The 25,947-nt window shown below is 75.6% G+C and carries 25 protein-coding genes; 7 read left to right on the forward strand and 18 right to left on the reverse strand.

From position 1 onward, the window contains the following. The first annotated feature begins 2 nt into the window (after positions 1–2). Positions 3–2,189, forward strand: a complete 2,187-nt coding sequence (locus C0216_RS17785) for a bifunctional serine/threonine-protein kinase/ABC transporter substrate-binding protein (RefSeq protein WP_114056238.1) — start codon at positions 3–5, stop codon at positions 2,187–2,189. A 314-nt stretch (positions 2,190–2,503) separates the two neighbouring features. Then, positions 2,504–3,910, forward strand: a complete 1,407-nt coding sequence (locus C0216_RS17790) for a L,D-transpeptidase (RefSeq protein ID WP_246042599.1) — start codon at positions 2,504–2,506, stop codon at positions 3,908–3,910. 71 nt (positions 3,911–3,981) lie between these two features. Here C0216_RS17790 and C0216_RS17795 read toward each other — a convergent pair whose 3' ends face one another. Together C0216_RS17795 and C0216_RS17800 are read right to left on the reverse strand one after the other, a co-directional pair. After that, positions 3,982–4,656, reverse strand: a complete 675-nt coding sequence (locus C0216_RS17795) for a DUF4360 domain-containing protein (protein ID WP_114056240.1) — start codon at positions 4,654–4,656, stop codon at positions 3,982–3,984. Positions 4,657–4,704: 48 nt separating this feature from the next. Then, a complete protein-coding gene (locus tag C0216_RS17800) occupies positions 4,705–5,349 on the reverse strand; it encodes a DUF4360 domain-containing protein (RefSeq protein WP_114056241.1) in 645 nt (214 codons plus the stop codon). A gap of 337 nt (positions 5,350–5,686) precedes the next feature. Here C0216_RS17800 and C0216_RS17805 point away from each other — a divergent pair, with 337 nt between their 5' ends. Beyond that, complete coding sequence (locus C0216_RS17805; protein WP_114058742.1) at positions 5,687–6,532, forward strand: class II glutamine amidotransferase; 846 nt, start codon at positions 5,687–5,689, stop codon at positions 6,530–6,532. A gap of 70 nt (positions 6,533–6,602) precedes the next feature. On the opposite strand, the gene hypE is transcribed toward C0216_RS17805, so the two are convergent. The 15 genes from hypE to C0216_RS17875 form a co-directional block, all read right to left on the reverse strand. Next, on the reverse strand, positions 6,603–7,664 hold the full coding sequence (gene hypE / locus C0216_RS17810) for a hydrogenase expression/formation protein HypE (RefSeq protein WP_114056242.1): 1,062 nt from the start codon (positions 7,662–7,664) through the stop codon (positions 6,603–6,605). Continuing rightward, the gene (gene hypD, locus C0216_RS17815) at positions 7,657–8,808 is read right to left on the reverse strand and encodes a hydrogenase formation protein HypD (protein ID WP_114056243.1); all 1,152 of its coding nucleotides are present in this window, start codon (positions 8,806–8,808) and stop codon (positions 7,657–7,659) included. The genes hypE and hypD overlap by 8 nt, the downstream gene beginning before the upstream one ends. Next, positions 8,805–9,146, reverse strand: a complete 342-nt coding sequence (locus C0216_RS17820; RefSeq protein ID WP_114056244.1) for a HypC/HybG/HupF family hydrogenase formation chaperone — start codon at positions 9,144–9,146, stop codon at positions 8,805–8,807. Before C0216_RS17820 ends, hypD begins: the two co-directional genes overlap by 4 nt. Next, the gene (hypF, locus tag C0216_RS17825; protein ID WP_114056245.1) at positions 9,115–11,514 is read right to left on the reverse strand and encodes a carbamoyltransferase HypF; all 2,400 of its coding nucleotides are present in this window, start codon (positions 11,512–11,514) and stop codon (positions 9,115–9,117) included. Before hypF ends, C0216_RS17820 begins: the two co-directional genes overlap by 32 nt. Next, positions 11,511–12,350: a hydrogenase nickel incorporation protein HypB gene (hypB, locus tag C0216_RS17830; RefSeq protein ID WP_114056246.1), complete on the reverse strand. Its 840-nt coding sequence runs from the start codon at positions 12,348–12,350 to the stop codon at positions 11,511–11,513. Before hypB ends, hypF begins: the two co-directional genes overlap by 4 nt. A gap of 3 nt (positions 12,351–12,353) precedes the next feature. Then, positions 12,354–12,755: a hydrogenase maturation nickel metallochaperone HypA gene (locus tag C0216_RS17835; protein WP_114056247.1), complete on the reverse strand. Its 402-nt coding sequence runs from the start codon at positions 12,753–12,755 to the stop codon at positions 12,354–12,356. A gap of 149 nt (positions 12,756–12,904) precedes the next feature. Continuing rightward, positions 12,905–13,018, reverse strand: a complete 114-nt coding sequence (locus tag C0216_RS35370) for a DUF6893 family small protein (RefSeq protein WP_428985437.1) — start codon at positions 13,016–13,018, stop codon at positions 12,905–12,907. A 37-nt stretch (positions 13,019–13,055) separates the two neighbouring features. After that, positions 13,056–13,595 carry a hydrogenase maturation protease gene (locus C0216_RS17840; protein WP_114056248.1) on the reverse strand — a complete coding sequence of 180 codons (540 nt, stop codon included), beginning with the start codon at positions 13,593–13,595 and terminating at the stop codon, positions 13,056–13,058. Next, entirely contained in the window at positions 13,592–15,004 is a 1,413-nt protein-coding gene (locus C0216_RS17845; RefSeq protein WP_114056249.1) for a hypothetical protein, read from the reverse strand. The genes C0216_RS17840 and C0216_RS17845 overlap by 4 nt, the downstream gene beginning before the upstream one ends. Next, on the reverse strand, positions 15,001–15,702 hold the full coding sequence (locus tag C0216_RS17850) for a DUF6084 family protein (protein WP_114056250.1): 702 nt from the start codon (positions 15,700–15,702) through the stop codon (positions 15,001–15,003). The genes C0216_RS17845 and C0216_RS17850 overlap by 4 nt, the downstream gene beginning before the upstream one ends. Continuing rightward, positions 15,699–16,391 (reverse strand): DUF5947 family protein, encoded by a 693-nt coding sequence (locus tag C0216_RS17855; protein WP_246042600.1) that lies wholly within the window; start codon positions 16,389–16,391, stop codon positions 15,699–15,701. Before C0216_RS17855 ends, C0216_RS17850 begins: the two co-directional genes overlap by 4 nt. Continuing rightward, positions 16,388–16,906 carry a hypothetical protein gene (locus C0216_RS17860; protein WP_114056251.1) on the reverse strand — a complete coding sequence of 173 codons (519 nt, stop codon included), beginning with the start codon at positions 16,904–16,906 and terminating at the stop codon, positions 16,388–16,390. The genes C0216_RS17855 and C0216_RS17860 overlap by 4 nt, the downstream gene beginning before the upstream one ends. Then, complete coding sequence (locus C0216_RS17865; protein WP_114056252.1) at positions 16,903–18,687, reverse strand: nickel-dependent hydrogenase large subunit; 1,785 nt, start codon at positions 18,685–18,687, stop codon at positions 16,903–16,905. The genes C0216_RS17860 and C0216_RS17865 overlap by 4 nt, the downstream gene beginning before the upstream one ends. A gap of 95 nt (positions 18,688–18,782) precedes the next feature. Next, complete coding sequence (locus C0216_RS17870) at positions 18,783–19,850, reverse strand: hydrogenase expression protein HypE (RefSeq protein WP_114056253.1); 1,068 nt, start codon at positions 19,848–19,850, stop codon at positions 18,783–18,785. 128 nt (positions 19,851–19,978) lie between these two features. Further along, on the reverse strand, positions 19,979–21,760 hold the full coding sequence (locus C0216_RS17875) for an enoyl-CoA hydratase-related protein (protein ID WP_114056254.1): 1,782 nt from the start codon (positions 21,758–21,760) through the stop codon (positions 19,979–19,981). 447 nt (positions 21,761–22,207) lie between these two features. Between C0216_RS17875 and C0216_RS17880 the strand changes: the two genes are divergently transcribed. From C0216_RS17880 to C0216_RS17890, 3 genes are all read left to right on the forward strand, one after another. Next, on the forward strand, positions 22,208–22,549 hold the full coding sequence (locus C0216_RS17880; protein WP_114056255.1) for a hypothetical protein: 342 nt from the start codon (positions 22,208–22,210) through the stop codon (positions 22,547–22,549). A 93-nt stretch (positions 22,550–22,642) separates the two neighbouring features. Next, a complete protein-coding gene (locus C0216_RS17885; RefSeq protein WP_114056256.1) occupies positions 22,643–23,761 on the forward strand; it encodes a site-2 protease family protein in 1,119 nt (372 codons plus the stop codon). Between the two features lie 42 nt (positions 23,762–23,803). Continuing rightward, positions 23,804–24,544: a PP2C family protein-serine/threonine phosphatase gene (locus C0216_RS17890; protein WP_114056257.1), complete on the forward strand. Its 741-nt coding sequence runs from the start codon at positions 23,804–23,806 to the stop codon at positions 24,542–24,544. 32 nt (positions 24,545–24,576) lie between these two features. Here the strand turns inward: C0216_RS17890 and C0216_RS17895 are convergent, their stop codons facing one another. Then, positions 24,577–25,416 carry a LysR family transcriptional regulator substrate-binding protein gene (locus tag C0216_RS17895; RefSeq protein WP_114056258.1) on the reverse strand — a complete coding sequence of 280 codons (840 nt, stop codon included), beginning with the start codon at positions 25,414–25,416 and terminating at the stop codon, positions 24,577–24,579. A gap of 57 nt (positions 25,417–25,473) precedes the next feature. On the opposite strand from C0216_RS17895, the gene C0216_RS17900 reads away from it, so the two are divergent. Beyond that, positions 25,474–25,875: a DUF5997 family protein gene (locus tag C0216_RS17900; protein ID WP_114056259.1), complete on the forward strand. Its 402-nt coding sequence runs from the start codon at positions 25,474–25,476 to the stop codon at positions 25,873–25,875. The last annotated feature ends 72 nt before the right edge of the window (positions 25,876–25,947 follow it).

Raw genomic sequence — 25,947 nt, forward strand, 5'->3', positions numbered from 1 at the left:
GGGTGCGCCCGCTCCTGCCTGCCGATCCGGCGTCGGTCGGCGGGCACCGGCTCCTCGGACGGCTCGGTTCCGGCGGGATGGGCACCGTGTACCTGGGCCGGTCCCCGGCGGGTGTCCTGCTCGCGGTGAAGGTGATCCGGGCCGACCATGCCTCGGATCCGGCGTTCCGGGCCCGGTTCCGGCGGGAGGCGCAGGCCGCGGCGGGGCTGTCCGGGCGGTGGGTGGTGCCGGTGGTCGCCGCGGATCCGGAGGCCCGCGAGCCGTGGCTGGCCACGCCGTTCGTCCCCGGGCCGTCGCTGTCCGAGGCGGTGGGCGCGTACGGGCCCCTGCCGGCGGGGAGCGTGCGGACTCTGGGGGTGCGGCTGGCCGAGGCCCTCCGGCAGGTGCACGAGGCGGGGCTGGTGCACCGTGACGTGAAGCCGGGGAACATCCTGCTCGCGCCGGACGGGCCGCGGCTGATCGACTTCGGGATCGCGCGGGCGGTCGGGGCGACGACGCTGACGGCGGCCGACGCTGTCGTCGGGACACCGGGCTACCTGCCGCCGGAGCAGGCGCGGTCGGATGCGGGGGCGCCGGGGCCGGCGGGCGACGTGTTCTCCCTCGGCTGCGTCCTGGTGTTCGCGGCGACCGGGCGGGGGCCGTTCGGCGGCGGGCACGCCGCCGCCGTCGTCTTCCGCACGGTGCACGACGAGCCGGTGCTGGACGGGGTCCCGGAGGAGCTGCGGGAGGCCGTCGGGGCGTGCCTGGCGAAGGACCCGGCCGGACGGCCGCTCCCGCAGCGGCTGCGGGAGCTCCTCGGCGGCGGCGCGGAGCCGGCCGGCGGGGAGGGCGGGGGCGGCGCGGACTGGCTGCCGCCGCTGCCGCGGCTGATCGCCGAACGCTCCACCCGCGCCCTGGAGCTGCCCGCCCCCGAGCCCACCCGCCTCGACGGGCCGCAGGCGCCTCCCGGGGCGCCGGGGCCGGGCGGGGGCCCGCTGACCCGGCGGCGCCTCCTGGCGGTCGGCGGGGCGGCGGCCGCGGCGGCGGTTCCGCCGGCGTGGCTGGCCGCCCGCGGACGAGGACCGGGCGGGGCGGCCGCCGCGCGCGGGGCGGCGGCCGGGCCGGTGTTCACCGTCGCCCTCCAGGCGGACCTGTCGGGGCCGGGGAAGGCCGAGGGGGAGGCGCACGAGCGGGGCCTGCGGCTGGCCGCGGACCGGCACAACGCGCGCGGCGGCGCCCCGTTCCGGCTGGCCGTCCGCGCCGCGGACGACGGCGGCGACCCCGCGCGGGCCGCGCAGGTGATCGGGCAGCTGGTGGCGGACCCGTCGGTGGTCGCGGTCGTCGGCCCCACCGCGCAGGCCGCCGTGCCCGCCCTGGCCGCCGCCTGCCTGGCCGCGGACCTGCTGCTGCTGCCGGTGTCCGTCCACAGCGGGTCGGCGGCGCAGTCCGACTGGCGGACGGTGTGCGACACGCGCGGGAAGCCGGAGGACATCTCCCTGCCGGTGCTGCACTACCTGTCGCGGGTGCGTCCCGTCTCGCACACCGCGGTGGTCGAGCAGGAGGGCGCGGCGGAGACGGACTGGGAGCTGACCCGCATGCTGCGGCACACGCCCCCGTCGCAGGGCACGGTGAGCGTCCACCGGATCCCCGGCGCGGCGGGCGGCGCCGACCTGGCGGGGGTCGTGGACGGGATGCTGCGGGCCGGGGCGCAGGCCGCGGTGTTCGCGGGGACGTCCGCGGGGGTCGCGGGCCGGTTCGCGCGGGCGCTGGCCGGCGCCGGGTTCGCGGGCCCGCGGATGGCGACGGGCCGCGTGATGGCCCCCGCCTTCCTGGAGGCGGCCGGCGGGGCGGCGGAGGACTGGCTGTTCGGCGCGTTCTTCACGGAGCCGTCGGCGGTGCCCGCCGCGGCGGACTTCACCGCCGCGCACCAGGCGGCGTACGGGGCGCCGCCGGCCCGGTGGGCCGCCGAGGCCCACGACGCGCTCGGCCTGGTCGCGGCCGCCCTGGCCGGGCTGGGCGCGGAGGGCCGCGACCGGCCGGGGCTGTCGCGGCGGATCTTCCGCACGTCCTACGAGGGGCTGGCCAAGCCGCTGGCGTTCGACGCGACGACGCGGATGCTGGCCGGGCTGCGCGTCGCGCACCTGTACCGGGTCCGGTCGGGCGCCTTCGCGTACCTGGGCCCGTACGCGGACGTGACGGCGGCGGCGTGACGGTGCCGGTGCCCGTGCCCGCGGCGCGGCGGCCGGACCGGTGCGGGGTGCCTGCTCCGTACGGGTGCTCTTCGGCTCCCGTTCGGCCGCACCCCCCGAGCGCATGATCATCCTTTCGGCCCGCGGTCGTCTTTGATGCTGCCATCCGGCCATGGGCGATCTGGGAGGGCCGCATCCCGATGTCTCCGACACACCCCGCACCGCACCCGCCACGGGAACCACTGGCTGCGCAACCGCAGCAGGATGTACCCGAACGGCCGTCGCCCGGCTCCTCCCGGTCCCGGCGGAGCCGGGCGTGGAGCGTCGCCGCCGCGGTGACGGGCGCCGCGCTGCTCGTCGCCGCGGCCCCCGCAAGCGCACCGCAGGGGCCCGCGGGCGGCTCCGCCGCCCGCGCGTCGGCCGGCGTGGTGCTGCTGGTGGGCAGGGCGCTGGAGGAGGGCGGCGGCTCCGCGGCGGGGTGCGCCGCGGAGCGGTTCCGGGCCGGGCTGTGCACGGGCTGGCGGCAGCAGCGGGTGCGGGCCACCGCCGACGGCGCGGGCGCGGTCCTGCGCGAGCCGCGCGGGCGCGGCGCCGTGCGCACGGCGCGCACGGTGGTGCTGCCGACCGACCCGGGCGGCCCGCTGGAGATCGGGCTGGCCGGTCCCGGGCTGCTGACCGATGTCACCGTGCAGGACGCGCACGGACGGCACGTCGGCGGCGTCCTCTCGCCGAAGGGCCTGCACTGGAACAACACCGAGCCGCTGAGGGCCGGCGAGCTGTACACGGTGCGCGTCGGGGCGCAGGACGCGGCCGGTACGCCGGTCGGGGCGACCATGGCGTTCCGTACGGCGCCCGCCCCGAGGAGCGGCCGGGTGACGGCCGGGTTCGGGCCGCGGCCCGGCACGTACGGGGCGGGGCAGATCGTGACGGCCTCGCTGAGCCGGCCGATCCCGGCGGCGGACCGGGAGGCGCGGGCGCGGGTCGAGCGGTCCCTGGAGGTCGCGTCGGAGCCGGCGGTGCAGGGGGCGTGGCACTGGGTGGACGCTTCGACGCTGCACTACCGGCCGCGTACGTACTGGCCGGCGCATGCGGTGGTGCGGGTGCGCAGCGGGCTGGACGGGGTGGACCTCGGCGAGCACGGCCACGGCGGGCCGTCGGAGCCGGTGGAGTTCGCCATCGGGGACCGGATCGAGGCGCTGACGGACTCCGCGGCGCACCGGATGACGGTGCGGCGCAACGGCCGGGTGCTGCGGACGATCCCGGTGACCACCGGCAAGGAGGGCTTCCGCACCCGCAGCGGCATCAAGGTGGTGCTGGGGCAGGAGGCGAGGGTCCGCATGCGCGGGGACACGGTCGGCATCCAGCGCGGCACGAGCGAGTTCTACGACCTGTCGGTGCGGTACGCGACGCGGGTGACCTGGAGCGGCGAGTACGTGCACGCGGCGCCGTGGTCGGTGGACGCACAGGGGCGGGAGAACGTCAGCCACGGCTGCACGGGGATGAGCACGGCGGACGCGGCCTGGTTCTTCGACACGGTGCGGATCGGGGACATCGTGGAGGTGGTCAACAGCGGCGGTGAGCCGATGGAGCCCTTCGCGAACGGGTTCGGCGACTGGAACCTGGACTGGAAGGCCTGGCTGGCGGGCAGTGCGCTCGCCCCGGAGGCCGCGGAGGCGGCCCCTGCGGCGGCGGTGTCCGCGGGGGCGCCGCGCACCCCGGCGCGCCTGCTGCCGATGGTGTGACGCGGACGCGGGTGGGCGCTGCACCCGCGGCATCGCGGGTGCAGCGCCCGGTACCGCGCCGGGCGGGCCGTCTACCGGGGGGCGGGGCAGGCCTGCCAGGCGAGGTGGTACAGGGTGCTGACGCTGGCGTCGGTGGAGTCCATCGTCATGAAGCTGGTGGCCGTCTGCGGGTTGGAGGTGCCGGCATTCACCCGCAGTTCGGTGTTGATGTTGAAATTGCGTTTTTCGCCGCAGGGCGCCCAGACGAGGTCCGCGTATTCGGTCCGGTCGGTCGCCTGCCAGTTGTCGTTGAAGGGTCCGTTGAACTGGTGGGTGCGCTGCGTCGTCTGCGGCATTCCCTGGAAGTAGTAGTTCGCCCGTTCCTGGCCCCATGCGCCGGGCTGGAGGAATGCGAATCCGCGGTAGTCGGCCTGGACTATCGCGTAGGTGAAGCCGGAGGGCACGTGGACCCGCAGGTTCAGCTGGCAGTTCTTGCGGAACGCGGTCGGCGGCGCGCCCGGGCCGACCTGCGCCAGGTAGTCACTGTAGGTGACGGTGAAGGCGGTGTTGTCGGGGGCCACGGCCACCTCGGCGGTGCCCTCGCGGCATCCGGATCCGTTGACCGTGGCGAGCTCGATCACGATCTTGTCGGGTGGCGCGGTGATCTGGTGGGTGTGGCCGGCGGCGCCTGCCGGGGTGGTCGCCGTGGCGGCGAGGACGGCGGCCGCGGCGCCGGTGAGCAGGGTGCGGGACAGGGAAGGGGACATCGTCGTCGCTCCTGACCGTGATTCGGGTGGGCCGGTGCTCACGCCGGGTCAGGACCCGGGACAGGTCTTCCAGGCGAAGTGGTAGACCGTGCTGACGCTGCCGTCGGTGGAGTCCATGCTCATGAAGCTCAGCGACTGCGGGTTCGAGGTGCCGGGGTAGACGCGCAGCTCGCTGTTGACGTTGAGGTTGCGCTCCTCGCCGCACGGGGCCCAGACCAGGTCGGCGTAGTCGGTCTGGTCGGTGGCCTGCCAGTTGTCTGAGTACGGGCCGTGGAACTGGTGGAGGGTGCGGGCGGTCTGGGCCATGCCCTGGAAGTAGTAGTTGGCGCGCTCCTGCCCGTAGGCGCCGCGCTGGAGGTGGGCGAAGCCGCGGTAGTCGGCGCGGGCGATGGCGTAGGTGAAGCCGTGCGGGACGTGGATGCGGAGGGCGAGCTGGCAGTTCTTGCGGAAGTCCGTGCCGCCGGAGCCGGCTCCCGTCTGGGCGAGGTAGTCGCTGTACGTGACCGTGAAGGAGGTGTTGTCGGAGGAGGCGGCGACGGTGGCGGTGCCCTGGGGGCATCCGGATCCGTTGACGCCGACCACGTCGACGGTGATTCTCCCGGGCGGCGGTGTGTCGGTGGCGGCGTGGGCCGGTGCGGCCAGGGCGGTCAGCGCCGCCAGTGCCGCGGCGACGGTCAATCTGCGGATTGCCATCTGGATTTTCCCCATTCCTCCGGAGCCGGTTTCCGAATTTCGGCATGGACATGCCACCACGGGTTCAGCGGGCCGGATAGGTGCCGATACGGCCAACCGCCTCCGGCCACTCCCGCTGGCCGAATTCCGCATCCGCCTCCACCGCCCCGCACCCCGCCCATCAGCCCCGCTCCCCCGGCCGCCGCCCGCCGGGCCGCAGGCGCCGCCCGCGTACTCTGACCGGAACCCCGCGGACCCGCCCGGCCGGGCCGGCCGTACTCCGGCCGCGCGTCCGCACGGGGCACGCGGCGCCGTGCCGCGTTAGGCTCGGACGGGGCGCAGGAGAGGGATGGTGCGCATGTGTCGATGGCTGGCCTATTCCGGCTCGCCGCTGCTGTTGGACGCGGTTCTCTACCAGCCGGAACACTCACTGATCAACCAGAGCCTGCATGCTCGGATGGGAGTGGAGACGACCAACGGCGACGGCTTCGGGATCGGCTGGTACAGCACCGACGCGGCCGCGAACGGCACCCCGGCGGTGTTCCGCGACATCGGGCCGGCCTGGAGCAACCGCAACCTGCGGGAGCTCGCCGCCCACATCCGCTCCCCGCTGTTCTTCGCCCACGTGCGGGCCTCGACGGGCTCTGCCATCCAGCAGACGAACTGCCACCCGTTCCGGCACGGCCGCTGGCTGTGGATGCACAACGGGGCCATCACCGACTTCCAGCGCCTCCAGCGCGACCTGTGCATGGCCGTCGACCCGGCGCTCTTCCCCTGCATCGAGGGATCGACGGACTCCGAGGTGATGTTCTACCTGGCCGTCACGTTCGGCCTGGACCAGGACGTGCCCGGCGCGGTCGCCCGGATGGCGGGTCTCGTCGAGCGGGTGGGCAAGGAGCACGGCGTCGCCGACCCGCTCCAGATGACGGTCGCCGTCAGCGACGGAGACCGGGTGTGGGCGTTCCGCTACTCCAGCTCCGGCCGGTCGCGCTCCCTGTTCTTCAGCAGCCGGGCAGACACCGTACGGGAGCTGTACCCGGAGCTGCCCTACCTGCGCGAGGTGTCCGACGACACCCGGCTGGTGGTCTCGGAGCCGCTGGGAGACCTGCCGGGGCTGTGGAACGAGCTGCCCGAGGCGAGCTACGTGGTGGTGCCGGCGGAGGGCCACGAGGACTGCCTGCCGTTCATCACCGAACTCCCCTGACGGCCGGCCCGCCGACCCCGGCCGCCGGCCCGCCGACCCCGGGGGCGGGTGCGGCGGGTCGGCGCGGCCGTCAGCAGATCCGGGGCAGCTGCTCCCCCAGCGGCAGGTCCAGTACGCGCGTACCGCCGAGCCCCGTGCGCGCCACGACCATGCCGGGGTGCTCCTCCACGGCCCGGCCCACGATCGCCGCGCGCCGGCCGAGCGGGTGGGCGCGCATCGCCTCCAGGACGGCCTCCGCGTCCCCGGGCGGCACGAACGCCACCAGCTTGCCCTCGTTGGCGACGTAGAAGGGGTCCAGGCCGAGGACGGCGCAGGCGTTGCGGACGGGCTCCGGGACCGGCACCCGCCCCTCGTCGACGACCACGCCCGTGCCCGAGGCGGCGGCGATCTCCCCGAGCGCGGCCGCCAGCCCGCCGCGCGTGGGGTCCCGCAGCACGTGCAGGTCGGGCGTCACGGCGAGCATCGCCTCGACGAGCCCGCCCAGCGGGGCGCAGTCGCTGACGGTCTCCACGTCGAAGCCGAGGCCTTCACGGCAGCTCATGACGGCCACCCCGTGCGCGCCGATCTCGCCGCTGACGATGACCGCGTCGCCGGGCCGCGCGCGCTGCGGGCGCAGGTCCACGCCCTCGGGGACGAGCCCGATGCCGGCCGTGGTGATGTAGATGCCGTCGCCGTGCCCGGCCTCGACGACCTTGGTGTCGCCGGTGGCGACCTCGACGCCCGCGGCCCGCGCGGCGGCGCCCAGAGCCTCGGCGACCCGGGCCACCGTCGCGGTCTCGACGCCCTCCTCCAGGATGAAGGCGCAGGACAGGTAGGCGGCGCGGGCGCCGCTCATGGCGAGGTCGTTGACGGTGCCGTTGACCGCGAGGTCCCCGATGCTGCCGCCGGGGAAGAACAGCGGCCGCACCACGTAGGAGTCGGTGGAGAACGCGAGCCGGGCGCCGCCCAGCGTGACGGCCGCGCTGTCGCCCATGCCGGCCAGCACCTCGCCGCCGTACGCGGGGGCGAAGACGTGCCGGACCAGCTCGGCGGAGAGCGCTCCGCCGCCGCCGTGGCCCATGACGACGCGGGGGTGGTCGCGCAGGGGCGCCGGGCAGGTCCAGCCGGTGATGTCGAGGACGGTGTCAGACAACGGGGCTCGCCTCCAGAGGGGGCTGCGGTGCGGGCTGCGGGGAGCGGGCGGGCGCCGTCCCCAGGCGCCGGTAGAGGTAGTACGCGGCGCAGGCGCCCTCGCTGGAGACCATCGTGGCGCCGAGCGGGGTGCGCGGGGTGCAGGCCGTGCCGAACGCCTCGCACTGGTGCGGCTTGAGCAGCCCCTGCAGGACCTCGCCGCTGCGGCAGGCCTCGGGCTCGCGGGTGGCGATGCCGGACACGGGGAAGCGGTGCTCGGCGTCGTACTCCCGGTAGCGCTCCGAGAGCCGCCAGCCGCTGTCGGGAATGGTGCCGATGCCGCGCCAGGCCCGGTCGGTGACCTCGAAGACGTCCTCGATCATGGCGAGGGCGGCCGGGTTGCCCTCGGTGCGCACCGCCCGCGGGTAGGCGTTCTCGACGGTGTGCTCGCCGCGCTCCAGCTGGCGCACGGCCCGGCGGACGCCTTCGAGGATGTCGAGCGGTTCGAAGCCGGTGACGACGACGGGCACCCGGTGGCGGTCGGCCAGCTCGGGGTACTCGGCGGTGCCCATGACGCTGCACACGTGCCCGGCGGCCAGGAAGCCCTGCACGCGGCAGCTCGGCGACTGCATGATCGCCTCGATCGCCGGGGGGACCCGTACGTGCGAGACGAGCAGGCTGAAGTTGCGGATGCCGAGCCTGCGCGCCTGGTACACCGTCATGGCGTTGGGCGGGGCGGTGGTCTCGAAGCCGATGCCGAAGAACACGACCTGCCGGTCGGGGTTCTCGCGGGCGATGCGCAGGGCGTCGAGCGGGGAGTAGACGACGCGGACGTCGCCGCCCTCGCTGCGGACCCGGAAGAGGTCCTTGCCGGTTCCGGGGACGCGGAGCATGTCCCCGAAGGAGCAGAAGACCACCTCGGGGCGGGCGGCGATGGCGAGTGCCTTGTCGATGACCTCCAGCGGCGTCACGCACACCGGGCAGCCGGGGCCGTGGATCAGCTCGACGCCCTCGGGCAGGAGCTGGTCGATGCCGTGCCGGATGATCGTGTGGGTCTGGCCGCCGCAGACCTCCATCAGCGCCCACGGCCGCGTCACGGAGGCCCGGATGTCGTCCAGGAGCCGGCGGGCCAGCCCGGGGTCCTGGAACTCGTCGATGTACTTCACCGCTGCCGCGCCTCCCGCGCCGTCCCCTCGGCCTCCGGCCCTGCGCCGGAGGGCCCGTCCTGTACGCCCGCCTCGGCCGCCGCCCGCTCCCACGGGTCGCCGAACTCCTCCTGGAGCATGCCGAGTTCCTCGAAGAGCTCCAGGGTGCGCCGGGCCGACTCCTCGTCGAGCCGCTGGAGCGCGAAGCCGACGTGCACGACGGCGTACTCGCCGACCCGGAGGTCGGGCAGGTACTCCAGGCACACCTCCTTGACCACGCCGCCGAAGTCGACGCTCGCCATGCGGGTGCCGTCCCGCTCTCCGATCTCAAGCACTCTGCCGGGTACCGCCAGGCACATGGCCTCCTCCTTGCTGTGGGTGGTGCCGGTTTCCGGCCGCCGCGACCATCAGCTGGCCCAGGGCCAGTCCGCCGTCGTTCGGCGGGACGCGGTGGTGGCGCAGGACGGTGAAGCCGCGGCCGCGCAGCAGGCGGGCGCAGGCGGAGGAGAGCACGGTGTTGGCGAAGACCCCGCCGGTCAGGGCGGCGGTGTCGAGGCCGTGCCGTTGGCGGGCCAGGACGGCGAGGCCGGCGACGAGTTCGGCCACCGCGGTGTGGAAGCGGGCCGCGATCAGCGGCGGCGGGGTTCCGGCACGCAGGTCCGCGACCACGGCGGCCAGCAGCGGCGCCGGGTCGGCGGTGACGGGCGCGTCCCCGCCCGCCGGGGCACGCACCTCGAACGCGTACCCGGCGGCCCGGGGTGCAGGCCCGGGGGCAGCGAGGGCGGCGGCCTCCAGCTCGACCGCCGCCTGGGCCTCGTAGCCGGCGTGGTGGCAGACCCCGGCGAGCGAGGAGACGGCGTCGAAGAGCCGTCCCATGCTGGAGGTGGGGACGCAGTGCAGGCCGCGCTCCAACTGGCGCTCCAGGACGCGCAGTTCCTCGGCGGGGCAGGCGCCGGTACAGGGGAGGTCCGCCGACCAGGGCAGTCCGGCGGCCCGCAGGTGGGACAGGGCCATGCGGTAGGGGCGCCGGACCGCGGCGTCGCCGCCCGGCAGCGGCACGTACGCCAGGTGCGCGAAGCGCTGGTGGCCGGCGTAGTCGGCCAGGAGCACCTCGCCGCCCCAGACGGCGCCGTCGTCCCCGTGCCCGGTGCCGTCGAAGGCGAAGCCGATGACGCGCCGCCGGCCGTCGAGGCCGTGCTCGGCCATGGCGGAGGCGATGTGCGCGTGGTGGTGCTGTACTCCGGTGAGCAGGCGGTCCCCGGCGGTGCGCCGGGCCCAGGCGGTGGAGCGGTAGCCGGGGTGCCGGTCGGCCGCGAGGAGGGCGGGGCGGACGCCGGTGACGGACTCCAGCTGCTCCTCGGCCCGTTCGAAGGCGGTCTGCGTGGCGAGGTCGTCCATGTCGCCGATGTGCGCGGACAGCCAGGCCTTGCGCCCCTCGCCGAGGCAGAAGGCGTTCTTCAGGTCGCCCCCGACGGCGAGTGCCGGCGGCACGGGCAGCGGCAGGTCCAGCGGCAGCGGGGCGTGTCCCCGGGCGCGGCGCAGGACGAGGGGCTCGCCGTCGCAGACGCGGACCACGGAGTCGTCGCACGGCACGTGGATGGGGCGGTCGTGGGTGAGCCAGGCGTCGGCCAGTCCGGCGAGGCGCTCCAGGGCCTCGGCGTCGTCGGTGACGATGGGCTCGCCGGACAGGTTGCCGCTGGTCATGACGAGCAGGCGGGGGCCGGGCGGATCGCCTGGCAGGCCGAGCAGCAGGTGGTGCACGGGCGTGTACGGGAGCATCACGCCGAGGTCGGGGCAGCGGGGGGCGACGGCGTCGGCGACGCGCACCCCGCCGGCGGCAGCCGCGGCGGGGAGGCGGCGCAGCAGGACGATGGGCCTCACCGGGCCGGTCAGGAGGGCGTGTTCCGCGGGGCTGATCCGTACGAGGCCGGCCAGGTCGGCGGTGTCGCGGGCCATCAGGGCGAACGGCTTGTCCCCGCGCGCCTTGCGGCGGCGCAGCCCGGCGACCGCCGCGGCGTTGGCGGCGTCGCAGGCGAGGTGGTAGCCGCCGAGGCCCTTGACGGCGAGGACGGCGCCCTCGGCGAGCAGGCGGCGGGCCTGCGCCACCGGGTCCGCGGCTTCGGCGGCCTCCTGCGGCGGGGTGCCGGCGAGGAGGCGCAGCCGCGGCCCGCAGGCCGGGCAGGCCACGGGCTGGGCGTGGAAGCGGCGGTCGGCGGGGTCGGCGTACTCGCGGGCGCAGTCGGGGCACATGGGGAAGCGGGCCATGGTGGTGTGCGCCCGGTCGTACGGCAGCCCGGTCACGATGGTGAAGCGGGGGCCGCAGTGCGTGCAGGTGATGAAGGGGTGCCGGTGCCGCCGGTCGGCGGGGTCCGCGAGCTCGGCCAGGCAGGCGGCGCAGGTGGCCGTGTCCGGGGAGACGAGGGTGCGGGCGGGGCCGCCGGTGCGCGAGGGGGTGATGGTGAAGCCGGCGCCGCCTGCGACGGGGACCTCGCAGTGGTCGACGGCGTCGACGACGGCCAGCGGCGGGGCGTCGGCGGCGAGGCGCTCACAGAAGGCCGACACGGCGTCGGGCGCGCCCTCGACCTCGGCGACGACGCCGTCGGGGGTGTTGGTGACGTGCCCGGCGAGGCCGAGCCCGGTCGCGCGGGTGTACACGTACGGCCGGAAGCCGACGCCCTGGACGACGCCGCGTACGACGACCCGGCGGCGCTGCACGGCCTCCGTCACCGGGTCGGCGCGGTGGCGGGCCGCGGGCGTCCGGCGTCCGCGGCGGGCCCGCCGCCGGGGTGGCCGTGGGCGTGCCCGCGGTGGTCGTGGCCACCGTGGTCGTGGCCGCCGTGGTCGCCGTGGTCGTGGCCGGGCGGGTGGGCGGGCTGCCGGCCGGCCATGACCGGGGTGTGGACGGGCTTCCCGTCCGCCACCGCCAGGGCGCGGTCCAGCAGCGCGCCGGCGCCCTCGCCGGTGCGCGCGGAGGTCAGCAGCACCTCCACGCCCGGGTTGACCTGGCGGACGTTCGCCCGGAAGGCGGCCTCGTCGAACCCGGCCGCCCCGGCGATGTCGGTCTTCGTCACGACGACCAGGTGGGCGAGGCCGAAGGCCGTCGGGTACTTCAGCGGCTTGTCCTCGCCCTCGGTGACCGAGGCGAGGACGATGCGCAGCGACTCCCCGAGGTCGTAGGAGGCGGGGCAGACGAGGTTGCCGACGTTCTCGACGAACAGCAGGCGGGTGCCGTCGGGGAGCCAGCCGTCGAGGTGGCGGCCGAGCATGTGCGCCTCCAGGTGGCACAGCCCGTCGGTGAGGACCTGCTTGACGGGGGCGCCCGAACGGGCCAGCCGCGTCGCGTCGTTCTCGGTGGCCAGGTCGGCGGTGAGGGCGGCGACGGGCACTGCGCGCTCGCGGGCGAGGCCCAGTTCCTGTTCCAGGAGGGCGGTCTTGCCGCTGCCGGGGCTGGACAGCAGGTTGACGACGGCGGTTCCGCGGGCGCCGAGCGCGGTGCGCAGGGTCTGCGCGGCGGAGGCGTTCTTGGCGAGGACCGCCTGCTGGAGGTCGACCACACGGCACATGCTTCAGTGCTCCTCGACGATCGGTTCGCGGGTGGGGGCGGGGTCCTGCGGCGGGCGGTCCTCCCAGCGGACGGCGGCGATCTCCAGCTCCCGCCCGGCGAGCAGGGCGACGCCGCCGGACCGGTCGCAGTCGGGGCAGACCAGCAGGGGCGGCATGCCCGTCGGCCACTCGGCGGTGCAGGCGCCGCAGCGGGCGCGTCCGGGAACGGGCTCGGCGGCCAGGGCGGCGCCTGCCAGGAGGGTGCCGGCGCAGGCGAGTTCGAAGCAGAAGGCGAGGGCGTCGGGCACCACGCCGGCCAGCTCCCCCACCCGCAGGCGGACCTCGGTGACGGCGGCCGCGCCCGCCGAGGCGGCGGCCTCCTCCACCTGGGCCACCACGGCCATGGCGATCGACATCTCGTGCATGGGACTCCGTCCTGCCGGGCCCCATTAGACGGCGGGTGCACCGGCGCGGGGGCCGGGCGCGCCGGTGCGCCGCGCCCGGCGTCCTCCGTTCGGCCGCCGGGACGGCGCACCGGTGGCGGGCCGTGCGGCCCGCGGCGGCAACCCGCCGGTCACATCCGGCGGATGTGGAGGTAGCGCCGGACGTCGGGCAGGAACGACTTCAGCAGGGTGGCGGCGAGGGTGGTGCCGACCGCGGCCGCACCCCAGATGATGGCCTTCTTCACGTGGTCCTCCTCGGTTCGCGGCAGCGCCCGGTGCCGGTCACGGCACCAGGTCGCCGTCGGGGGTCTGCTCGTGCGTGCGGTGGACGAGGTCGAGCACCGTCCGTACGGCCTCCGGGACGGCGGCGGCCGCCTGCGGGCTCAGGCCGATGCCCTCGTCCAGGCAGGCGGGTTCGCAGCCGACGACCCAGATGCGGCGGGGCGGGGCGGCGCCGGTGCCTGCGCAGAGGGTGCCCAGCAGGGCGAGGACGGTGTCGGGGGTCATCCGGTGCGCGTCCAGGACGGTGCCGGGCGGGGCGGCGCCGTCGGCTGCATCGGCCGCGCCGGCCGCGGTGGCGTCGATCAGGTACAGGGTGCCTGGTTCGCCGCCGCGGGCGGTGGCGTCGACCAGGACGAGCGTGTCGTACCCGTCGAGGAGCCGGTAGGCGAGGTGGACGCCGCGGACCCCGACGTCGGCGGTCTCGACGCCCTCGGGGAGTTCCGCGGCGTGTTCGGCGAGCCGCCGGACGGCCTCGACGCCGAAGCTGTCGTCGCCGAGGAAGACGTTGCCGATGCCCGCGACGAGGGTGCGGCCGCTCACGCGTCCTCCAGGGGGGTGACCTCGTCGGGCTGGAAGTACAGGAAGCGGCCCTGGGCGCGTCGGACGTCCGCCCCGGGGTCGCCGTCGACGGTGACGGCGAGGTGGACGGCTCCGTCGACGTCGTGCAGGACGGCCTCGACGAGGGCGGTGCTGCCCAGGAGGAACAGGTCCTGGGCGTCGGTGCGACGCAGGCCCGGCCGCAGCACGACGCGGCTGCCGGGGCCGACGGGGACGCCGGCGACCACGACCCGCTCGGGTGCCGGGTCGGCGGGGTCCCCGGCGGGGTCCCACCAGGGGGTGTCGGGCCGGGCCGCCGCGCCGGGCGGCTGCGGCTCCGGCACCCCCGGCGGCGGCGCGGCGGGCGAGGTGGCCTCCCGGAAGGCGCGGACGGCGCCGTGGAGGCGGTCGAGCACCTCGGGCGGCATGGTGTCGGCGAGGTCGATCACGGCGGCCGCCCGCGGGTCGGTGCCGCGCGCCTCGCGCTTCTCCTCGTCGGTCAGGGCCGCGGTGCGCAGGGCGAGGATCTCGTCGATCTCGGTGGCGTCGTACATGGCGCCGGCGCTCTCGGGGGCGATGCGCGGGTGGTCCTCCAGGATGATCGGGGAGGACAGGACGACGTCGGCGCGGCCGCCGTCGCCGGCGAGGACCGGCCAGGTGTGCCGGTTCGTGCAGTCTGCGACGACCGCCCGGGCCCATTCGGGCGGGTCGGTCAGGGACAGGAACGATCCGGCGCTCAGGCCGAGCAGCAGGTGGGCGGCGACGAGGGAGCGGGCCAGGGCGGCCTCGCGGCCGGCCCCCGGGGGCGGTTCCCAGTCGCTGGTGTTGTCGACGGTGGCGGTCAGCTTCAGCGCCCGGTAGGGCAGGTCGAGCTGCTCGGCGCGCAGCCGCAGGACGCCGTCGAGGCGCTCGGCGCGCCGGACGAGCCGCCCGGCCTGCCGGCCGTCGGCGTCCGTGACGGGTTCGGCCTCCTCGGCGGCCGGCCGGGCGAACGGCAGCTCGACCACGCCGGCCTCCAGGTCGGCGACGGGGACGGCCATCCGGACCGTCTCCTCGGTTCCCTCGTCCCAGGGGACGAGGACCCGGTCGGGCAGGCGCAGTTCCGGTACGGGGGTGAACGAGCCGTCGCCGCGGGCCTCTTCGACGGTGCGGCGGCGGGCGTGCAGGAAGCGCAGCTCGACGGCGAGTTCGGCGTCGCCGCGGGGCTCCATGACGAGTTCGGTGTGCTGCGCCGAGGGTTCGCCGCCGGCGGGGCCCCAGGCGGGCGGGACGAGGACGCCGAACTGCCAGCGCATGCGGTTCTTCGCGGCGGAGGCCCGGTAGGGGTAGAGGACGTAGCCCTCGAAGAGCACGGCGTCGGCGACCTGCCGGGCGTGGCCGAAGCGGGAGGCGGTCGGGGCGGGCGCGGTCACGGGGCTGTCCTTTCTCCGGTGCGGGGCAGGACGGCGCCCGCCCAGGCGGGCCCGGGCGGCTCCGGTTCGGCGGCGCGGGCGGCGTCGAGCAGGGCCCGTACGGTCTCCTCCCAGGAAGGCAGGGCCCGGCGGGAGCGGAAGGCGAGGAGTGCGGCGATGGTGTCGCGGCGCAGGCGCAGCCAGCCGCAGCCGGGGAAGTGCTGCTCGATCATCTCCCGCCAGACGGTGACGGGCATCGGGCAGCGGGCCTCGCGGTCCCAGGGCACGGGTTCGACGCGGAAGCCGCCCGCGCCGGTGAACGCGGTGCCGGAGAAGAGCATCAGCAGCGGCACGTCGCCGTCGTCGAGGGCGGCCAGGTAGCGGGAGGCCGCGACGTCGGTGTCGTAGGTGCAGGGGACGGGGACGTCGGTCTCGGTCTCGCCGGTGAAGCCGGGCACCATGACGGCGACCTGGGCGAACTGGATCGGCTGGAGGGTGCTGCCCCAGCGGGAGCGGTCGCCGAACAGGTCGTGCAGCGCTTCGGCCTCGCCGCTGCCGTACGCGCGGCGGGCCGGCTCGATGCGCAGCTGGCAGCGCAGGGCGAGGGCGTGGACGGGGGCGCCGCCGGAGGCGGTGATGCGCAGCCGGAAGACGAGCGTGGGGCCGGCGGCATACGGGTCGCTGCGGACGCCGGTGCAGGTGAAGGCGAGTTCGGTCACGGCCGCCCCCGCCCGGGTTCGGCGGCGGGCAGGGGCGCGGCGCGCCGTTCGACGTGCCGGAAGAAGGCGGTGAGGGCGGCGCGGGCCTCCGGGCCGCCGTCGAAGCCCTGCCACAGCAGGCGCATGCGGCCGACGAGTTCGTAGCAGATGTCGACGGGGACGAGGTAGCACTCGGTGCGGTCCGGGGTGTGGCGCAGCAGGAGCGCCTCCACGTCGGGTTCGAGGAGTGCGGCGAGGCGGCCCGCGCCGAGTACGGCCTGCCAGGTGTCGGGGTCGAGTTCGCTCTCGGTGGCGCCGGCGGGGCTCGGGTAGAGGGCGACGAGCCGGTCGAGGGCGGCGTTGCGGAAGAAGAACGCGACGCCGACGGGGATCCGCAGGGCTTCCCAGGCGGTGTCGTCGAGCCGGTGGGCGGGGTCGGCGAGGTAGCGGTCGGGGACGGTGCGGTAGCGGCCGGCGCCGGCGCCCGGCCGGTCGAAGAGGAGGGCGCAGGGCGTGCAGGCGCACACCAGGGCCCGCTTCTCGGTCTCGACCAGGTGGCGGTGGCGGTCCTCGGCGACGGGGGTGCCGCACAGTTCGCAGACCTCGGGGCGCGGTGCCCGGGAGCGGGTGAAGCGGCGCAGGCCGCGTGCGGCCGGGCGGCCGGCCCCGGGGACGGGGGCCGGCCGGGCGTGGGTGCGGGCGGCGGTCACGGGACGCGCGCCGGGGCGTGCGGGCGGCGGCCGATCTGGAGGAGGGCGGGCTGCGGGGGCGCCGGCTCCGCTTCGACGGCGGTCACCTCGGGGGCGATGCCGGCGAGGGCGTCCTCGGCGGCGCGCCGTACGGCGTCGGTGCCGCCGCAGCCGCAGCCGCCGCCTGTGGCGGCAGGGCGGATGCGGAGGACGCCGGTGGCGGCGTCGAAGCCGAGGGGCTCGACCGGTTCGTGCAGGGTCGCGAGGGCGCGGGCGATGCGGGCGTCCACGTCCTCGGGGTGCAGGTCGTGCAGGGCGAGCAGGCTCGCCACGAGGTCGTCGCCGAGCATGCGGGAGACGGGGCCTGCTCCGAGCCGCTCGACGATCCGGGCGAGGCCGGCGCCGTAGAAGTCCATCAGGACGCGGACGAGTTCCTCGGCGGCCTCGCAGGCCTGCCGGTCTCCGGTGGCGGCGAGGCGGTCGAGGACGGCGTCGACGCGGCGGCCCGCCTCGCGGGCGTCCATGGCGGCGCTCATCCGCCCAGTCCGCTCAGGCCGGTGGGGACGTGCATCGACTTCACGGTCCGGCCGCCGCCGACGTACATGTGGACGCCGCAGGGCAGGCAGGGGTCGAAGCTGCGCACGGCGCGCATGATGTCGATTCCCTTGAAGTTCTCCGGGGTGTTCTCCTCGAAGATCGGGGTGTTCTGGACGGCGTCCTCGTACGGGCCGGGGGTGCCGTAGGAGTCGCGGACGCTGGCGTTCCAGGGGGTGGGCGGGTACGGGTGGTAGTTGGCGATCTTCCCGTCGCGGATGACCATGTGGTGGGAGAGGACGCCGCGGACGGCCTCGGTGAAGCCGACGCCGATCGACTCGTCCGGCACCTCGAACTTCTCCCAGGTCTGGGTGCGTCCGGCGCGGACCTCCTCCAGGCCCCTCTCGGCGAAGTGCAGGGCGACGGCGGCCGCGTACGCCTGGAAGTACGTGCGGGCGCGGTTGCGCTCCAGCGCATTGCTCCACTGCGGGATCTTCCACTCGAAGGTGGTCTCGGGCTTGGTCATGGTGCGCGGGAGGTTGATGACGACGCTGTGGCCGGTGGCCTTGACGTAGCCGATGTCGACCAGGCCGGACAGGGCGGTGGACCACAGGCGGGCGATGGGGCCGCCGCCGGTGTCGAGGGCGAGGTGGTCCTTGCCGTCGAACCAGCGGGGGGACATCACCCAGCTGTACTTGTCGCCGAAGTCGCGCTTCTGCGGGGCGGGGATGGTGTGCTGGTTCCAGGGGTGGCGGGGGTCGACCGGATTGCCGAGGGGGTCCTCGCGGACGAACGGCTCCTGGCCCTCCCAGTCGTCGTAGTACGAGCTGCCGAGCAGGATGCGGATGCCGAGGTTGATCTGCGTGAGGTCGTTGGTGACCAGCTTGCCGTCGACGACGACGCCCGGGGTGACGAACATCCGCCGTCCCCAGTCGGTCATGTTGGCGTAGGTGAAGTCGCAGTACTCGGGGTCGTTGAGGGCGCCCCAGCAGCCGAGGAGGACGCGGCGGCGGCCGACCTCCTCGTAGCCGGGCAGGGCCTCGTAGAAGAAGTCGAAGAGGTCGTCGTGGAGCGGGACGACGCGCTTCATGAACTCGACGTAGCGCATGAGGCGGGACATGTAGTCCGTGAAGAGCTGGACGGAGGCGATGGTGCCGACGCCGCCCGGGTAGAGCGTGGAGGGGTGCACGTGGCGGCCCTCCATCAGGCAGAACATCTCGCGGGTGTAGCGGCTGACCTGGAGGGCCTCGCGGTAGAACTCGCCCTCGATGGGGTTGAGGGAGCGCATGATGTCCGCGATGGTGCGGTAGCCGTGCTCGGCGGCGTGCGGGGCCTCGGTCCGCTCGGCGAGGTCGAGGACGCCGGGGTTGGTCTCGCGGACCATCTTCTCGCAGTAGTCGACCCCGACCAGGTTCTCCTGGAAGATGTTGTGGTCGAACATGTACTCCGCGGACTCGCCGAGGTTGATGATCCATTCGGCGAGGTGGGGCGGCTTGACCCCGTAGGCCATGTTCTGGGTGTAGACGGAGCAGGTGGCGTGGTTGTCGCCGCAGATCCCGCAGATGCGGCTGGTGATGAAGTGCGCGTCGCGGGGGTCCTTGCCGCGCATGAAGACGCTGTAGCCGCGGAAGACCGACGAGGTGCTGTAGCACTCGGCGACCCGCTTCTGCTTGAAGTCGATCTTCGTGTGGATGCCGAGGCTGCCCACGATCCGGGTGATCGGATCCCAGGCCATCTCCACGAGGCCGCTGCCGTCGCCGGCGGTGTTCGTCTTCGGTGTCATTGTCTTGGCCGTGGCCCTTCTGGGAACCGGGTGCGGGGGGTGGGGGGGCATGCGGGGACCCGGCCGGCGCACGGGGCCGCCGGCCGGGTCCGGGGTCACCAGGGCTTGCGGTAGCCGGTGGTCAGCTCGCGGCCGGTGTGGCGCCACTTGGGCTCCTGGTCGACGGTGTGCAGGGTCATCGAGCGGAGCCTGCGGACGACCGCGCCGTAGATGCCGCTGGCCCGGGTGGAGACGTGGGCGCCGGGGGGCTCGTCCATGAACGGCATGAACTTGTCCGGGAAGCCGGGCATCGTGCAGGCGATGCAGATGCCGCCGACGTTGGGGCAGCCGCCGATGCCGTTCATCCAGCCGCGCTTGGGGACGTTGCACTTGACGACGGGACCCCAGCAGCCGATGCGGACCAGGCACTGCGGGGAGTCGTAGGCCTCGGCGAACTGGCCCTGCTCGTAGTAGCCGGCGCGGTCGCATCCCTCGTGGACGGTCTGGCCGAACAGCCAGGTGGGCCGGAGCTTGTCGTCCAGGGGGATCATCGGGGCGGAGCCGGCCGCCTGGTAGAGCAGGTAGGTGAGCGTCTCCGAGAAGTTGTCCGGCTGGATGGGGCAGCCGGGCACGCAGACGATCGGGATGCCGGCCTTGGACTTCCAGTCCCAGCCGAGGTAGTCGGGCAGGCCCATCGCGCCGGTCGGGTTGCCCTCCATGGCGTGGATGCCGCCGTACGTGGCACAGGTGCCGATGGCGACGACGGCGAGCGCCTTGGGCGCCAGCCGGTCGATCCACTCGCTGGTGGTGATGGGCTGCCCGGTCTCCGGGTTGTCGCCGAAGCCGCACCAGTAGCCCTCGGGCTTGATCTTCTCGTTGGGGATCGATCCCTCGATGACGAGCACGAAGGGGTCGATCTCGCCGCGCTCGCCCTTGAAGAACCACTCGATGAAGGTGTCGGCGCCGTCGACCGGCCCGCACTCGAAGTCGATCAGCGGCCAGTGCACGGCGATCTTGGGGAGGCCGGGGAGGGTGCCGGTGACGATCTCCTCGATGCTGGGCTGCATCGCGGCCGTCAGGGACACCGAGTCGCCGTCGCAGCTCAGTCCGGCGTTGATCCAGAGGATGTGGATCGTGGGGTCCTCCGGCGTGGTCTCCGGCAGGGTCGGCGTTGCAGCGTCCATGCGGATCGCTCCTAGGGATGCGGGGACGTGGGGGCCGCGCCGGGGCGGAAAGGGGCCCGCCCGGGACGGGGCGCGCCGGGGGCCGGGCGACCGCGGGGGCGGGCCTGGGGCCGCCCCCACCCTTCTTGCTAACAGCCGGCGGTCCCGGCTGCCCTGTTCTGTTCGGCCGGTGCGGTGACTCCCTCCCGGCGCGGGGCGGCGGGGACGCGCCGGCCGGGCACGCGGGAGGCCAGGTGCCCTGGGGTGGCCCCCGGGGGCTCCTTGCGGACGAAGGCGCGGCGCAGGGCGTGGTAGGGGGCGGCGGGGTCGTCGAAGGCCTCCCGCATCCGGTCCAGCTCCGCCTCCCGGTAGGCGGCCAGCGGCCGCAGCTGCTCGTCCACCTCGCGGCGGGCCTTCTTGCCCGCGATGCGGGAGTGGGTGGCGGGCCAGTTCGCCAGCCGTACGGCGAGACGGGCCGTTTCGTCCGTGAAGGCCTGCGGGGTGCACTCGATGGTGCGGTCGACGAGGCCGAGGCGGCGGGCGGCCTCGGCACCGACGGGCAGGGCCTCGGCCGTCAGGCGTTTGGCGGCGGCGCCGCCGGTGCGGCGGGGCAGGGTGTACGTCCAGTATTCGGAGCCGTGGAGGCCCATCAGCCGGTAGTGCGGGTTCAGGACCGCCCCGGAGCGGCACCACACCTCGTCCGCGGCGAGCGCGAGCATCGCGCCCCCGGCGGCGGCGTTCCCGCCGAGGGCGGCCACGACGAGCCGGTCGGTGGTGGTGAGGACGGCCTCCACCAGGTCGTTCATCGCGTGGATGTTGGCCCAGGACTCCGCGGCCGGGTCGGGCGCGGCCTCGATGATGCCGAGGTGGATGCCGTTGGAGAAGAAGTCGCGGCCCCCGCCGAGGACGAGGACGGAGGTGGGGCGCGTACACGCCTCGCGGTACGCGGCGAGCAGGCGCCGGCAGTGGTCGGTGCCCATCGCCCCGCCCGGGAAGGAGAACGACAGGAAGCCCGCCGCGCCCTCCTCCCGGTAGGAGATGTCGGACCAGGTGCGCCGCCCGGCCGCCGGGGCGCCGGCGTCCGCCCAAGCCGGGGCGGGGAGCTCCGGCAGGGCGGGCAGCAGGCCGCCGAGGGCGAGGGTGGCGGGGAGCTTGACGGGGGCGGGCTGCCCGGGGAGGCGTACGGCCCGCAGCTCGGGGATCCACACGGCCCCGTCGGCGGTCGCCCGGCAGACCGCGCCGGCGCGGGTGGCGAGCAGCTCGCCGGGCCGGCCGCGCAAGCCGTCCTCGGGGTGGCCGCCGTGCAGGTACCAGCGGCCGCCGAGCAGGTCGTCGAGGACGCCGGGCCGGGAGTCGGCGGCCCGCAGCGTGCGCACGACGGTGTCGGTGGCGTCGCGCTGCCAGTCGATGCGCCGGTGCTCCTGGCGCATGGGCGGGCGGGTGCGGCCGGTGTACTGGGGCCGGGGCGTGTACGTGCCGGAGGCGAAGCGGTCGACGGCCAGGACAACCGCGGCCAGGGCGGCGTCGGCGATCTCGCCGCGGTAGGCGTCGCTCTTGGCGACGGGCGGGAGCGGGCACTCGACGGACGCCCAGACGTCCCCGGCGTCCATCTCGGCCTCGGCCTGGAGGACGGTGACGGCCCACCGGGTCGCGCCGTCGCCGACAGCCCAGTCGAGGGAGGAGGGCCCGCGGTCGCCCACCGGGCCGGGGTGGACCACGAGGCAGGTGTGCGCGGTGAAGACCTCCGGCGGGATGGCCGTCTTCAGCATGGGCGCCAGCACCAGGTCGGGCCGGTGCCGCGCGACGGCGTCGGCCAGGCGGGTGCCCGGCAGGGCGAGGTCGACCGCGACGCTGTGCCCGCGTTCGCGCAGTTCGGCGTGGACGCGCTGGGTGAGGCTGTTGAACGCGCTGGCGGCGAGGAGGATGTGCACGGGATCTCCCAAGCGTCCGGACTCGGCGGCGGGCGGGCCGGTGGGGAACCGGCCGCCGCCGATCGTCCGCGACGGGCGCGCGCCGGACGGGGCGCCCTACGGCGGGTGTCACCCGGAAGTGGGCGCCCCGGCCCGCCACCTGGTGGAGGGCCGGGGCGGGGCGCGGACCGCGCCGGACCATGTTCCGGAGGAAGGCCTCCGCCCCCTCGGCACGGCCGGACTCCGCCGCAGTGCTCACCGCCGACCGCCCCCGACTGCGGTGTCGCGGAACGCATCGGCGACCCGGAGCGGACCGCCTGTTGCGGATGGGGCACCGGCCGCCCCGGCGGGCTCCGGGCGGACGATCTCCGGTCGTTATGCTGCAACCGCGCCGGCGGCACCCGCCCGCGCAGGAACGACGACGCGATGTGCCGGGCCGCCGCGTGCGGCCGGAGAGGGAGCCCCCGGATGGACGTGCAGCACTTCGAGCGGATCACCGCCTTCATCGAGGCGCGCCTGACGCCCCTGTTCGACGAGGCCACCGGCAGCGAGCGCGGCTTCGCGATGGACGACACCTCACGGGCCCTGCGGGCGCTGCGCAACGCGGTGCTGGAGGCGTCCGCGGTCAGGGGCCTGATCGAGAAGCGGGAGACGGCCGACGCCGCGCTGCGCCGGGTCATCGACCAGTCGGTGGAGCACCACTGGGACGTCCTGCGCGGCATCGCCCGGCAGTGGGAGGACCACGCCGACTTCCTGCGGGAGTTCAAGCGCCACGCCTGGGAGCTCGACGCCGCGCCGGCCGCGAGCTGACCCCGCGCCGGCGGCCCGTGCTCGCCCGGCCGCGCGGGCGGCGGCGCGCGACAATGGGCGTGTGGGCCGGCTGCCGAGGGGCAGGAGGCGGAGATGAACGGCTCGGTGCCCGTCGGGCGGGTGGTCGGCGTTCCGCTGCGGATGCACTGGAGCGTGCCGCTGCTCGTGCTGCTCTTCGCGTACGGGCTCGGCCGCCGGACCCTGCCCGCCTGGACGCCCGGCCAATCGGACGCCGTCTACACCGCGGCCGCGGCCGTCGGGGCGCTCGCCCTGGTGGCCAGCCTGCTGCTGCACGAGACGGCGCACGCCGCGGCTGCCCGGCGCAGGAAGATCGCCGTCGAGGACGTGACCCTGTGGGCGCTCGGCGGCATGACCCGGATGGGCCGCGCCCCGACGGCCGGGGCGGCGTTCGCGGTGGCGGTGAGCGGGCCGCTGGTGAGCCTGCTGCTCGGGGCTGCGGCGTTCGCCGCCGGGACGGGGCTGCAGGCCCTGACCGGGTGGCAGGTCGCGGCGGCGGTCCTGGTGTGGCTGGGATGGACGAACGTCTTCCTCGGCGTGTTCAACCTCCTGCCCGCCGCTCCGCTCGACGGGGGCCGCGTACTGCAGGCGCTGCTGTGGTGGCGCACGGGCGACCGGGAGCGGGCCGAGCGGGCGGCCTCGCGCAGCGGGCAGGTCTTCGGCATGCTGCTCGCGGCGGGCGGGTGGATCGCGTTCCTGCGGGGGGCGCCGGACGGGCTGTGGCTCATCCTGATCGGCCTGTTCATGGCCTTCGTCGCCGCCGCCGAGCGCCGGACCGCCGAGCTGCGCTCCGCGCTGGAGGGGGTGCGCGTGGCCGACGCGATGACGAGCCCGGTGGCCGCGGCGCCGGACTGGCTGAGCGTGCGGCGCTTCATCGACGAGGTGGCGCTGGACGCCCGGCACTCCGTGGTGCCGCTGCACGACTTCGACGGCCGCCCCAGCGGGGTGGTGGAGGTGGCCCGGCTGGCGTCGGTCCCCGAGGAGCGGCGCGAGGAGCTGCGGGTGCGCGACGTGGCGAACCCGGTGGAGCGGTACGCGGTGGCCCCGCCGGACCTGCCGCTGGCGGAGGCCCTCGAGCGGCTGCGGCCGGGCACCGGGCTGCCGGTGCTGGTGGTGGACGGCGGGCGGCTCGTGGGGATCGTGACGGCCTCGGACATCGCCCGGATGCAGCGCCGGCGCGCACTGGGCGGCTGAGCCGCGCGGGCGGGCGCGTACCGGACGACAATGGGGGGTGCGATGCCGTACGTAGCCGTGAGCGCCCTGAGCCACCCCGGCCTGGTCCGCGACCACAACGAGGACAGCCTCGTCGTCGGGCCGTGGACGCTGTGCGCCACCGCCACCCGCACCCCGCAGACGTTCGTCTTCCCGCTCGGCGACCCCCTCGTCGTGGCGGTGGCCGACGGCATCGGCGGCCAGCCGGCCGGCGAGGTGGCCAGCGCGCTCGTGGTGCGGCAGCTCTCGGCCCTCGGGCCGGCCCTGGGCGGCGAGGAGGCGGTCCGCGAGGCCGTCGCCCTGTGCGACCGGGCCGTGTACGCGGCCTCGGACGGCGATCCGGAGCTGACCGCGATGGGCACGACCGTCGCGGGCGCCGTCGTCCTGGACGGGTCGCTGATCTCGTTCAACGTGGGCGACAGCCGGGTCTTCGACGCGACCGGGGAGGAGCTGCGGCTGGTGAGCGTGGACGACAACCCCCCGCTGCCGCCGGGGATGCGGACGTCGTCCGTGCTGACGCAGGCGATCGGCGGCGGGGGCGGGCCGGGCGGGATCCTCCCGCACGTCTCGGTGCAGCCGGCCGGCCCGGGGGCGCGCTACCTGGTCTGCTCGGACGGGCTGACCGATCCGGTCCCGGAGGAGGAGGTCGGGGAGCTGCTGCGGGCCCACGACGACGGCATGGCCGTGTTCGAGCTGTGGCGGGCCGCCATCGAGGCGGGCGGACCCGACAACATCACGCTCGCGCTGGTGCGGATCGGCTCGTAGGCGTACGGGCGGCCCCGGCGGAGGGATGCCGGTCAGGGCCGGCGGCGGCCGCCCTTGGCGCCCTTGGCGGTACGGGCGCCTTTGGCGGGTCCTGCTCCCCTGCCGCCCTTGGCCGTACCGCCCTTGCCGCCGCCGCTCTTCGCCGCGCCGCCCTTGCCGCCGGAGGCTCCGCCGCGCGGGTTCCGCCCGGCCGCGGCCCTGCCTGCGGCGGCGCCCCGGCCGCCGCCCTTGGCGTCCTTGGCGTCCTGCGGGCCGCGCTGCGGGCCGCGGGTGCTGTTGACGGTGCGGCCGCGGACGATGCCGATGAAGTGCTCGACCAGGTCGGGGGTGGGGTCGGCCTCGGGCCAGGAGAGCGCCACCCGGGAGGCGGGGGCGTCGGTGACGGTCCGGTACGTGAGGTCCCTGCGGTGGTGCAGGCGGGCCAGGGACTGGGGCACGACGAGTACGCCGATCCCGGCCGCGACGAGCTCGACCGCGTCGGCGGTGGTCGCCGGCCGCTCGAACGCGGGACGGCCGGGCAGGGCCTCCCAGTCGAGGGTGTCGTCGAGGGGGTGCAGGACGATCTCGTCGGCGAGGTCGGCGGTGGACACCTCCTCGACGGCGGCGACGAGGTGGTCCTTCGGGACCACGACGACCGTGGTCTCGGTGTAGAGGGGGATCGCCGCGAGGCCGCCGCGGTCCGCGGGGATCCGGACGAGGCCCGCGTCCGCCCCGCCGTCACGGAGCGTGTCCGGCGCCTCGGCGGCGGACACCTGCACGAGGGTCAGCGGGACGTCGGGCAGGCGCTCGTTCCAGATCCGCACCCACTTGCTGGGCGTCACTCCGGGGACGTACGCGAGCCGGAACGAGGGAGATGCTTCCGAGCCTGTCACCCGCCCAGGTTACCGGGCGTGGTCAGGAGTAGCGCACATGCTCGATATTGTTGTCGCATGACGTCGCACAAGACCGCCCAGACCATGAAGCCCGCCACCGCGGCGAAGAAGCTGGGTGTGTACCTCGAGGCCACCCCCGCGGAATTCCGGGAGGGGGCCGTCTCCCGCAGCGAGCTGAACGCGCTGCAGACCGACCCGCCCCAGTGGCTCCGGGACCTGCGGCGGCTCGGACCGCACCCGCGCCCGGTGGTCGCGGCCCGGCTCGGCATCTCCATCGCGGGGCTCGCCCGCGGCGGCGTCACGGAGGCGCTCACCACCGAGCAGATCGACGCCCTGAAGCAGGAGAACCCCGAGTGGCTGCAGAAGGAGCGCGCCACGCAGGCCGAGGTCCGCAAGGAAGCGGTGCGGATCAAGGAGCGCAACGCCGAGCGCGAGGCGCGCCGCCAGGCTGACGCCTGAGACGCGCCCGCCCCTCGCACACCGTGTGACCCGCCCGTGTGCCGAGGGGCGCCCGGTGCGCCGGAGCAGACC

This window comes from Streptomyces globosus, assembly GCF_003325375.1.
Lineage (GTDB): Bacteria > Actinomycetota > Actinomycetes > Streptomycetales > Streptomycetaceae > Streptomyces > Streptomyces globosus_A.

What these genes read in the sequence shown, in the direction of transcription:
- C0216_RS17795 (WP_114056240.1), bottom strand. Translation starts at nt 4,656, where the DNA reads ATGTCCCCTTCCCTGTCCCGCACCCTGCTCACCGGCGCCGCGGCCGCC.
- C0216_RS17800 (WP_114056241.1), bottom strand. Translation starts at nt 5,349, where the DNA reads ATGGCAATCCGCAGATTGACCGTCGCCGCGGCACTGGCGGCGCTGACC.
- C0216_RS17805 (WP_114058742.1), top strand. Translation starts at nt 5,687, where the DNA reads ATGTGTCGATGGCTGGCCTATTCCGGCTCGCCGCTGCTGTTGGACGCG.
- C0216_RS17820 (WP_114056244.1), bottom strand. Translation starts at nt 9,146, where the DNA reads ATGTGCCTGGCGGTACCCGGCAGAGTGCTTGAGATCGGAGAGCGGGAC.
- hypB (WP_114056246.1), bottom strand. Translation starts at nt 12,350, where the DNA reads ATGTGCCGTGTGGTCGACCTCCAGCAGGCGGTCCTCGCCAAGAACGCC.
- C0216_RS17835 (WP_114056247.1), bottom strand. Translation starts at nt 12,755, where the DNA reads ATGCACGAGATGTCGATCGCCATGGCCGTGGTGGCCCAGGTGGAGGAG.
- C0216_RS17860 (WP_114056251.1), bottom strand. Translation starts at nt 16,906, where the DNA reads ATGAGCGCCGCCATGGACGCCCGCGAGGCGGGCCGCCGCGTCGACGCC.
- C0216_RS17865 (WP_114056252.1), bottom strand. Translation starts at nt 18,687, where the DNA reads ATGACACCGAAGACGAACACCGCCGGCGACGGCAGCGGCCTCGTGGAG.
- C0216_RS17870 (WP_114056253.1), bottom strand. Translation starts at nt 19,850, where the DNA reads ATGGACGCTGCAACGCCGACCCTGCCGGAGACCACGCCGGAGGACCCC.
- C0216_RS17880 (WP_114056255.1), top strand. Translation starts at nt 22,208, where the DNA reads ATGGACGTGCAGCACTTCGAGCGGATCACCGCCTTCATCGAGGCGCGC.
- C0216_RS17885 (WP_114056256.1), top strand. Translation starts at nt 22,643, where the DNA reads ATGAACGGCTCGGTGCCCGTCGGGCGGGTGGTCGGCGTTCCGCTGCGG.
- C0216_RS17890 (WP_114056257.1), top strand. Translation starts at nt 23,804, where the DNA reads ATGCCGTACGTAGCCGTGAGCGCCCTGAGCCACCCCGGCCTGGTCCGC.
- C0216_RS17900 (WP_114056259.1), top strand. Translation starts at nt 25,474, where the DNA reads ATGACGTCGCACAAGACCGCCCAGACCATGAAGCCCGCCACCGCGGCG.